7 protein-coding genes are annotated in these 9,544 nt (G+C 45.1%); 5 read left to right on the top strand and 2 right to left on the bottom strand.

What is annotated here, in order from left to right:
- The first annotated feature begins 110 nt into the window (after nt 1–110).
- On the top strand, nt 111–821 hold the full coding sequence (locus tag QUA50_RS23495) for an ATP-binding protein (protein ID WP_333267425.1): 711 nt from the start codon (nt 111–113) through the stop codon (nt 819–821).
- A gap of 433 nt (nt 822–1,254) precedes the next feature.
- On the opposite strand, the gene QUA50_RS23490 is transcribed toward QUA50_RS23495, so the two are convergent.
- Nucleotides 1,255–2,358 (bottom strand): site-2 protease family protein, encoded by a 1,104-nt coding sequence (locus QUA50_RS23490; protein ID WP_333267427.1) that lies wholly within the window; start codon nt 2,356–2,358, stop codon nt 1,255–1,257.
- Between the two features lie 1,134 nt (nt 2,359–3,492).
- Between QUA50_RS23490 and QUA50_RS23485 the strand changes: the two genes are divergently transcribed.
- The 4 genes from QUA50_RS23485 (at nt 3,493) to QUA50_RS23470 (ending at nt 8,346) form a co-directional block, all read left to right on the top strand.
- On the top strand, nt 3,493–4,224 hold the full coding sequence (locus QUA50_RS23485; RefSeq protein WP_333267429.1) for a gamma-glutamyltransferase: 732 nt from the start codon (nt 3,493–3,495) through the stop codon (nt 4,222–4,224).
- A 95-nt stretch (nt 4,225–4,319) separates the two neighbouring features.
- Nucleotides 4,320–5,756 carry a site-specific integrase gene (locus QUA50_RS23480; RefSeq protein WP_333267430.1) on the top strand — a complete coding sequence of 479 codons (1,437 nt, stop codon included), beginning with the start codon at nt 4,320–4,322 and terminating at the stop codon, nt 5,754–5,756.
- A 44-nt stretch (nt 5,757–5,800) separates the two neighbouring features.
- Nucleotides 5,801–6,937 (top strand): gamma-glutamyltransferase, encoded by a 1,137-nt coding sequence (gene ggt, locus QUA50_RS23475; RefSeq protein ID WP_333267432.1) that lies wholly within the window; start codon nt 5,801–5,803, stop codon nt 6,935–6,937.
- A 527-nt stretch (nt 6,938–7,464) separates the two neighbouring features.
- Nucleotides 7,465–8,346, top strand: coding sequence for a choice-of-anchor L family PEP-CTERM protein (locus QUA50_RS23470; RefSeq protein WP_333267434.1), 882 nt, complete (start codon nt 7,465–7,467; stop codon nt 8,344–8,346).
- A 462-nt stretch (nt 8,347–8,808) separates the two neighbouring features.
- On the opposite strand, the gene QUA50_RS23465 is transcribed toward QUA50_RS23470, so the two are convergent.
- Nucleotides 8,809–9,544 (bottom strand): pentapeptide repeat-containing protein (locus tag QUA50_RS23465; RefSeq protein WP_333267436.1); only part of this gene is annotated, 736 nt, incomplete at its 5' end.

The raw sequence follows: 9,544 nt of genomic DNA, 5'->3' as shown, positions 1-9,544 counted from the left end.
AAACTCATCTTAAATGGAGCTAGAGGATATCGATCGCACTTGTTCTTTGCGGGCGATCGATTATTCAGCAAACCCTAATTATTGACTGCTCATCAGATGTTCCTCAATACGTGGAAGGTGATGATATTAAGTTGCGACAAGTGCTGATTAATCTATTAGATAATGCGGTTAAATTTACGGAAAATGGTTCAGTTTCACTCACAGTACGGCACTATCAAGAAGGAATAACTAAGCCGACAGAAGGCGAAATGTTAAACAAAATTAAAGACACTAAAAAAACGGTTGTTATTTACTTTGAGATTGCGGATACAGGATTGGGCATTTACCCCGAAGAATTAGAGAGCATATTTGAATTGTTCGTGCAAAGTTCATCGGCAAAAAAAGTTCAAAAAGGTACGGGATTAGGATTAAATATCAGCCGCGAATTCATAAAATTAATGGGCGGCGAGATTACCGTCGAGAGCGAAGTTGGGCGCGGCACAATCTTCAAGTTTGACATTCAAGTTGTTACCGCCCCCGCCCCTGTTGAAGTTATCAATAAATATCTTGAAGTCAATGATTTAGCGGAGAGTTCAAGTATGGTAACAGAAAAAATATCTGATAGTGATGCAATATTTACGCTTGACTCGATCCCGAAACTTTCTCCAGAATGGACGAGCAATCTAAAACAGGCAGTCCGTCAGGCTGACTTCGACTTGATTGCTATAATAATTGAGCAAATACGCAGCGATAATGATGTTTTTGCGGAAGTTCTGATGAATCATCTATATAATTTTGATTATCAAAAAATCCTAGATTTGATTGCTGAAATAGAGCTGTAGGTTGCTGAGCTTTCGGGTGCGCCGAAGCTCACCTTACCTATAAAGTTGCTGTAGCTAGCATCTCTGCCGAGATGCTTCCCGAACAGTTATTTTAGCTGCTGCGACAATAGTCCTGAGATGGCCTAAGTCCTCGCTCAGATGCTCAATACACTATATAGTTATCATGCTTGATTTGCTCTTAATAAGGCTCGCGAATTAAATAACTTAAAATTTTAATTGTTATGGTGGGATGGGCCTGAAAGCCCGTCCAAAAAGGGCGGGCCCGACGCTAGGGCCCCTACTCCCCACTTTCTAGAGTGTAAGTTATTTAATTCTCATTCCTAATTTAGTGTTTGACTTGACTTTTGTGAAGCTAGAGTTAACCCCCCCGATCGCCCTTTTGGTAAGGGGAAATCGAGGGGGTTAAATGTTATTTGTCAAGTATCTGAGGATATCAAGCAGGGTTCGCTTCGGCTCGTCTTTGTAGCAGGCGGGCAATTTCAGCTTTTTCTACAAGTCCTACCAGGACACCGTTTTCCCGAATGACGGGGAGTTCTTGTACTTTGAGTTGTTCTAGGAGGGTGACGACTTCGAGGAGGGATAATTCTGGTTTGACGGTGGTGGAAAATTCGATCGGCTTCAGGAGTTCTTTGACTAAAACTTGGGGCCAAGTTCCGGTAGGAATGGTTTTGAGGTCATCAAGGTCGATCGCCCCTACCAATTGTCCGGCATCATCTGTTGCCAGGAACCTGCGCCAGGTTTGAGCGCTACCGATAACGTAGTTGTTGGCAAATTCTCTGAGGGACAAGTCTTGGGAGACGATCGGACTTTCGGGGGTAACAGCATCTGCGGCTGTCAATCCTGCCAGTTGATTTTGGACTGTAGCATATTGGGCAGATTGACCGGCATTTTGCAGTAAGAACCAACCGATTACTAGATTCCAAATATTGCCGAATACGCCTGTAGCAATGGCAATCCAACCAATTATTTGACCGACGCGGCTAGCAAAAATTACACCTTTGTAAGGGTTGCCGGTAATTTTCCAGACAATTGCTTTGAGGATGTTGCCGCCGTCGAGGGGCAAACCGGGAATTAAGTTAAATAAGGCTAGAACTAAGTTGATGGAAGCTAAAAGTCCCACGATGGCTGCTGCGGGGCCTGTAAGACCAGCACCGATGCCTATTGCTGTTAACAAACCGGATAAAAATAAGCTAACCAACGGGCCTGCAATGGCTACCCAAAATGCTTCGGCTGGGGTTTTTGATTCTCTTTCTAAATTAGCCAGTCCGCCAAACAGAAATAGCGAAATCGATTTCACGCCGATTCCCTGTTTAATGGCTACCCAACTGTGTCCTAATTCGTGGGCTAAGACGGAAGCAAATAACAGTAACGCTGTGAATAATCCCAGCATCCAGGGCGCTACGGGGCCCAATGCGGGAAACAGGGCAGCTAATGCGCCGCCGTACTGCCAGGTTACTAAACCCAGAACTAAAAACCAAGATGCGTTGACAAAGAAGGGAATCCCAAACAGGTTGCCGACGCGAAATGTACCGTTCATAATGGCTACCTCTGATTTTACGAAGGAGAGGTTTTTCTCTCTGTCTCCTTATCGTAACGAAACGTAACGGCGATGTTAATGCTTCCATTAGGGTGTTATCCGTCTGTGGAGGTTCGGTTTGCGGAATCATCATTGGCAACTGCGGTTGAGGTCGCCTGGGGTTAAAAATCCCTGTCTGAAAGCGCAATTCCTCGCTATGAGGGCTGATGAGGATATTTTATTTTATTTTCTGTTTGAGTTTTGAGTCGGTTTTAACTCAATACGCTTGGGTTAAAACTGTTTATTCCGGGCGAGATCCTCCTCGTATCCCCCTTGCTAATCAGGGTGAATTAATTTTCGGAAAAATCAACTAAGCTGATTGGAGCAATTGCTGACGTTACCTGAAGGATTGAACTGGTTTATCTCGGCAGTGAAAACCGAAAAGCAACTCACTGATATTTTCAAGTTGGTTAGCCATCAATCTTAAAGCGCAGGGGTTGAGTATTCGTACTACTCATCCGATCTTTCGGGAACATCTTAATATTTGTAAAAACACTTCTTCTGCCTCCTTCCTTCTGACTCTTTCCTCCTGCCCCGCAGCAAGATGGCCTCAAAACTCTAATTTCTAGCTAGTCTGCTTTCATTGAGATGCTCCCTTGTCACCCTCCGCGATCGCAGATCCTTATTATAACTTGATGAGGGAAAAGAGCCCAAATTGGTTCTATAAATTGTACTTGACCAGAATTTCAAAGGTGGTATCAAGCCCCTGGATTTATCCGTGGAATCAATCCAAAATCGAAAATCGAAAATCCTCAAGAAAGAGCATTTATCTCGCGCAAGTCAATTCTAAAATCTAAAATCTAAAATCGATTGACTTTAAGGGCAAGATATCAAGGAGCATCCTGTCAATAGCGGTTCTTGTGAACCCATTTGAGATATTTATGGCGATCCACAGACAACGGGCGATCGACTCGCACCCTCCAAGATGTCAAATGGGTTCTCTACCAAATTAGATGAGCTTACCGGGCTTATTGTACCATATTCATTTGTTTGGATGGATGTGTTACTTTACTGGAAAATGAAAAAAGCCGTCGTAAAAGGACGGGGTTTAAAACCCAATCTTCTGATAAAAAACCCTCGCCTCACTCGTAAAAAATGTTGCCAACTTTATTGAGTAAAGTACGAATTTATACTTGTTGCCTAACAGTCTTGGTGTTGGGCGGCTGCCAGCAACAGCTACAGCCAACCTTGCAGCAGCAGCGCAGCAAACAGGGGATGGCAGTTTCCGCTCACCCTCTGGCGAGCGCTGCGGGGCTGGCCCTGCTGCAACAGGGAGGCAATGCAGTGGATGCGGCGGCTGCTACTGCTTTGGCGATTTCGGTGGTGGAGCCTTTTTCGGCGGGTATCGGCGGCGGGGGTTTTTTGCTCCTGCGGCGGGCCGAAACGGGGACTGTGCAAGCGCTGGATTTCCGGGAACGAGCTCCGAAACGGGCGGCGCGGGATATGTACCTCGACAAGCAAGGGAAGGTGCGCCCAAGGGCAAGTCGGGACGGGCATTTGGCGGCGGGTATTCCGGGTACTGTTGCTGGACTTTATACGGTGCACCGCGAGTATGGTAAGTTGCCTTGGGCTGCTGTGGTGGCGCCGGCGATCGCCCTGGCTGAAAAAGGCTTTCCGGTAAGTTCGCGGTTTACCGCGGCTACCGGGCAACGACAGGATGTGCTCAAAAAAAACCGGGCGGCCCGGGAGGTTTTTACTCGTGGTGGCATTTTATACCAGCCGGGTGAGCTTTTGGTGCAGCGGGATTTGGCGCAGACTTTGCGGCAGATTGCACAAAATCTGACGCAAACGTGCTATACTGTTCTAGAAAGTAGCCGCCAACTGTAGGCGGCTACTTGTAAAAATGAAGGCAAGTGCAAAAATCTAGAAATAGTCTAGAAAAGCCAGAACCTTGAAAAACCAATACTTTGGAGTAAAACACCGTGAGAGCCGATAAGCGTCCCCAACCTTGTGATGTAACCGTATATTCCGACAAGGACTCCTTAGCTTTGCGCTTCCCTAAGCGCCATGCACCCCTCTGGGAACAACTGGATGGCAAGTACCCCTCTAAAGGTATTAAGACACTGGGGATAGGTAAGTACGGCTACAGAGATAATCCTGATGACTGGAAGCGAGCTACCCAATTAGCGATCGCGCTTGAAGCCGACCTCGATCACCCTGAATGGGAAAAACTATTTGACCCTACCCTTGCTAAGTACGGTATCGGTAGAGCCAAATATGCCAAGTTGGCTGAGGTATTTCAGTTACCAGGCGCTAAACAACCCGAACCTGAAATCACAGTAGGGGAGATGTGGGAAGCTTACTTGGAGTGGAAAAAAACTGTAGTTGAGGAAACGACATTTAAAGTCAGATATGAGACACAATTCTCAAATTTGATTTACGGTAAAATTTGGAACAATCAAACTAAAACATTTACCGAGTCAGGGTTAAGCATTGATTTAATCCGATTGGATGACAAGCAAAATTTGAGAATTTTGTTGTCTAAAATCAAATCATCAAAAAAAACGTATTTTTTGTCTGAATTAAGCAAGGGTTTTGATTTCTCCAAAACAAAGAATATGATAGTTAACCAAACTACTGAGAATCCATTTGTTTTGGAGAAATTCAGTACGCCGACTGTTACAACCCAAGAAAAGTACGCTTCTAAAATAGTTAACGGGGAAGAAAAAGAGTGGCACGAAGTGTTAGACGAGAAAGCTCTAGAGGATGATATACGCGCTTTCACAAAGGAAGAACGAGATACCATCATCAAGGCATTTTATGAGTCTAAATCGAAAGCGAAAGCTTTTTATGCGCCGTTGATTGAATTCTTGTTTTTGACTGGATGCAGGACTTCTGAAGCATTACCTCTTACTTGGAGAGATATCGACTTTGATCGAAATTTGATCCGATTTAGCAAGTCACTAGGTTCGTCTACCAAAAAAGTTAAGGATACCAAAACGGGCGAAACAAGGCTATTTTACTTTAGTGAGAATTCTCGACTGAGAGAGCTATTGCTAAAGCTAAAAAGTGAAAGTTTAAGTAGCTTAGTTTTTTCTAATAAAAAAGGAAAGTTCATTTCTTTGGGTTCCGTCGGCGAGAACTGGCTCGGCAAGAAAGAGAAAAGAATTTTAGATGATGGTACAGAGATAAAGTATGTCTATCCTGGCATCGTAACTCAGTTAGTTGATGAAGGTAAAATCTCTAGCTACCTCTCCCCTTACCATACCCGGCACACTTACATTACCCTTACAGCTCACGCTAACTCACACAACAACAACGCTTTACTACACATTGCGACTTCCTGCGGTAACAGTGTTGATGTGATTCTTAGGCACTACCTAGGAGTAAGTGAAGAAGTCAAGATAGTAGAAGTCTAACCCCACTACCTACCGACCGCCCCTAAAAAAGGGGCGGTTTTTTATTGACTGTAAACTTTGAGCGGACTCCGGTTCTCAAGTCATCCGTAACACCCACAACAATAAACTTACCGCCACTCCACACTCTCTCAAATCCGCAGAGTTTTTATACCGGGGACATTGCGCGGGCGATCGCCGCCGATATGGCTAAAAACGACGGCCTTATCACTCTGGAAGATTTGAAAAACTATACGCCGGTTTGGCGAAATCCGGTTTGCGGCAACTTTCGCACTTACGAAATTTGCGCGATGTCCCCTCCTTCTTCCGGGGGCGTTCATTTGTTGCAAATCTTAAATATTCTGGGAGATTCGGATCTCAAGAGGTTGGGGAGGCAAAGTCCAGATACGCTACATTTACTGGCGGAGAGCATGAGGATTGCTTATGCTGACAGGGCTGAGTATTTGGGCGACCCGGATTTTGTGAATGTACCAGTCAAAGCTTTGACTAGCAGCAATTATGGCAAATTGAGACGATCGCAAATCCAAATGTCAAAAGCCAGACCCTCTAGCGAGGTAAAGGCTGTTGACGCTGAAACTTTGAACCGTCTGCTGTGGGAGTCTCCCGAAACTACCCACCTGACGGTAGTTGACAAAGAGCGCAACGTAGTAAGCTTAACGTTTACGGTGAATGGGGGTTTTGGGGCTGGAGTCGTGGCTGCGGGTACGGGAATTTTGCTCAACAACGAGATGGATGATTTTGCAGCGGCGCCGGGAGTGCCCAATTTGTCGTCTGGTTTGGTGGGCGGGGAAGCAAATTCGATCGCCCCTGGGAAAACTCCTTTATCCAGCATGACGCCGGTCATCGTGACAGAAAATGGCAAATTTCGCCTCGCTGCGGGGGCTCCCGGAGGCAGCACGATTATTACTACGGTGTTGCAAATTGTGCTGAATGTGTTGGTTTACGACATGAATGTTGGTGAGGCTGTATCCGCACCGAGGATTCACCATCAGTGGCTGCCCGATCGCCTGATGGTGGAACGGGGAGGTTTTGAGGCTGCGACGCTTTCGGAGTTGCGGCGGCGGGGACACCAGATTGTCGAAGGTGATGGCTGGGGCAATGCCAATGCGATCGTCCTGACTGCGGATGGTTGGTTGGAAGGGGCTGCCGATCGGCGCGGCGAAGGAGAAGCAAGGGGATTTTAGTCAACAGTCAGTCGATTAGAGATTTTAGACTTCGACGCGCCGTCGAGTCGCACTCAGTCGAAGGATTTTAGATTTACTCCAGAGATCAATCTGGGATATTGAACTAGGGTCAAAAATTTTGATCTCTCTACGACAGGAATCGGGGGCTTGTATGGTTTTTTTGGGCGAGGTCATCTTTCATGAGTCATGAGTCCTTAGCTATTAGTCATCTTTCATGAGTCATGAGTCCTTAGCTATTAGTCATGAGTCATTTTGGAGAGTCCCAACGGTATCAAAACCAGGTTTTTTGGGTTGCCAGTGCGTAAGGGATAAAATTATTAGTCTGTGTACTTGTATTTTTGCCTCCGTATTTTTGCGCTGAGGTTTATAGGCTGACAAACTGCCAATAACTACAAAAAAAAATAACCACACAAAGCGTAAATCTACTTATATGTAAAGTTATTGTAAAGCTACTAGACATTAATAGTTATATAATGTAAAAATTAAGGTGTGCAGAGAATCAGGTTTGTATCTTTTAGGAAAAATTTATGATAATTACTCACAAAAATGCTGCCTTAACAGCTACATTAACTACTGCTCTGAGTTTGTTGGCAGCGCCAGCCATGGCATTTTCGGTAGGGGCAACGAATAACACTGAGACTTTGAAAAATAATTTATTGGGAGCTAATACAGTCGGCTTGAGTAATTTTTCTGTTTCAATTACGGGTAATTCTGCTGCTTTTGGTACTTTCACTAATGACCCCTTCGGTTTGACATCAGGTGTTGTTCTGAGCACTGGTAGAGTCACCGATATACCGGGTCAGAATCGGAAAGATAACTTCACGACAAATGACAGCGATTTAAGCACGGATTTTGGTGCTAAGGGTGAACAGGGGGATACGACTCAGTTAAACCTCAGCTTTTTTGCTAATAGCACTGTTAAAAAGTTATTCTTTCAATATGTATTTGCTTCTGAGGAATTTCCTGAGTTCGGCGCTTATGAAGAATATAATGACGATTTTGAACTGCTGCTGAACGGCACTAATTTGGCCAAATTGAGCGACGGGAAAACAGTTACGATTAATAATCTTGTTCCCGATCCAAATAATCGCTCTACAGATCACCCAGACTATATTGACAACCCAAGTTGGACAGGTATTGCTGCTAACATCGTTAAGCTCGACGGTTTTACTAAAGTTTTAGGTTTTGAGGGTTTGCTCAAGCAAAATCAGATGAATGTTCTCAGCATTCGCATTAAAGATGTGGGCGATGGCTATTTAGATTCTGCTGTATTTATTAAAGGCGGTTCTGTGGGGACGGTTCAACCTGAGCCGGTTCCCGAACCGATGACTGTGGGCGGTTTGATGGCGGGAGGCGCTATGCTGGCTGCTGGACGAAAGTTACGCCATCGCCGTGGTGGAAGTAATTAATAAGGGATGTTGAAGGAAGAAGGAAGAAGGAAGAAGGAAGAAGGAAGAAGGAAGAAGGAAGAAGGAAGAAGGAAAAAAGTGAACAGGAACCATTTTTGCGGTTGATGTAATATGAATCTCGATTAGCCGTGTTGGAGACAGAAAGGGGGTTTGATGAACGAACAAACCTCGTTGCAGTTCAATAAAAGGGTAAAAAAACTCGGTTTGTGCGATCGCGATCGCGTAATATCATGTCAAGTAATTTAAGCATTATGGGTACGCAGCGAGGAATGCAAGTCCTCATAGAATTCTGACGACGAACCGCCTCACTACGAACCAATTTTATTGCGGTTGTTCTAGCGGACAGAATATAAGTTTTAATCCCAAATTCGCAAAGGGCGGATTTTTTTGTATTTGGAATTGCAGGAAATATTGCGGGTAAAACCCCCGTCTACAACAACCACTGACTAAAAACTAAATAATTTAGCTATGAACAGTACCGTCGGGTAAGATTGTACCTGTTAATGTAGTCCGGGTAAGTTTGACCATAACTCGATCGCCGTAACCAATTTTCGCTCCTGTCAAGTCAGCACCGCTCAAGTCAGCACCGCTCAAATCGGCTCCGATTAAGTTGGTTTCTCTCAAGTTGGCATTGATCAAACAAGCTCCTAACAAATTAGCCCTGAACAAGTTAGCTTGGTGCAAATTCGCGCCTGTGAGATTGACGTTGTGTAGAAAAGCATCACTTAAGTCGGCTTCACTCAGGTTTGCATTGCTCAAGTTTCTCCCTGAAAAATCCTTTTCTTTTAAGGAAGCTCCTTTGAAGTTGGAACCGCTCAAATCGGGAGCTTGGGGCCCCGCTTGGCGGTAAGACTGAGATGGCGGGGGCTGCGATTGGTAGCGGGAGGCCTCTGAATAGGGCCCTGCAGGGTTTCCCCCATAGTTTCCCGCATAATTTCCAGGATATTTCCCTGAAGAGGGTTCAGAAGAGTAGCGGGGTTCTTTTGGGGTGGCTGGTGGTGGCTGAGTGTTTTGCTGCTGGGTGTTTGGATACTGAGTATTTCTGTACTGAGTGTTTTGGTACTGAGTATTGGGTTGCTGAGCGTTTTGGTACTGAGTGTTTTGGTACTGAGTATTGGGTTGCTGAGCGTTTTGGTACTGAGTGTTTCTGTACTGAGTATTTTGTTGCTGGCTAGTTTGTTGCTGAGTATTTCTGTAC

Origin of the sequence: Microcoleus sp. M2_D5 (assembly GCF_036701935.1) — a bacterium.
Classification (GTDB): Bacteria; Cyanobacteriota; Cyanobacteriia; order Cyanobacteriales; family Microcoleaceae; genus Microcoleus.
The sequence above is the reverse complement of the archived record's forward strand: the minus strand, read 5'-3'. Positions and strand labels throughout refer to the sequence as shown.